Source organism: Candidatus Poribacteria bacterium, from assembly GCA_021295715.1.
Taxonomy (GTDB): domain Bacteria; phylum Poribacteria; class WGA-4E; order WGA-4E; family WGA-3G; genus WGA-3G.
Map to the genome: position 1 here is coordinate 3,769 of JAGWBV010000160.1, position 683 is coordinate 4,451.

Here is a 683-nt window from a genome sequence, read left to right on the forward strand (position 1 = left end):
ATCCACCTGCTCCGGGCGGCACGTCTGTCAATTGGAATGTGACGACAGTCAAGCCGTTGTGCATGCGTCCGTCACGGAAGATATAGTATTGATTCGGATCAAAACCGGGACCGGAAGATCCGTGAAAAATGAAGCCTTCTGCCCCTTTGTCCATTGAAAGCAGAAACATTTGGTGATCCATTCGGAAACCCTTTCCCAATATCTCATTGAGATACGGGACGAGTGTCGGGTGTGCGAGCATGTGTCGGAACGGGTCGCACCACGGCTCTTCCCAGTTGAGCATACCGCTGAGTTCGCCTCTGCCTTGTTCCCCTTTCAGTTCTTGGGAGCCGCCATCAAGGGTCTGGTCCCGGGGGCGGATGCGTGCTTGGTCACTATGTTTATCAATCGCTTCGTTGGCCAGGGCTACCTCTTCGGGCGTTAGCACGTTCTTGATAATAAGGTAACCGTTCAGATCGAATAGATATTTTTCGTCAGCATTCATTTTTTAACTTTCCTTACGGTTAAACAGTGTGAGATTAGGTTTTCACGTGCCTTTCTCACATCTGGAGGAACACCCCATTTCAGTTGCGACCTCACCAGAAACCTGCGTGTAAGTGGAGCGGAGCGCAGTCGAGGATCCCATAAATTAAAAACCTTCCTACGTTTCCAAAGTGGGACGATTTAATCGCGAATGATAGGGG

General features: G+C 50.1%; 1 protein-coding gene. It reads right to left on the reverse strand.

From position 1 onward, the window contains the following. Positions 1-484, reverse strand: a 484-nt coding sequence (locus J4G07_22320) for a phytanoyl-CoA dioxygenase family protein (GenBank protein MCE2416720.1), incomplete at its 3' end; no start/stop codon positions are given. Positions 485-683: the final 199 nt, after the last annotated feature.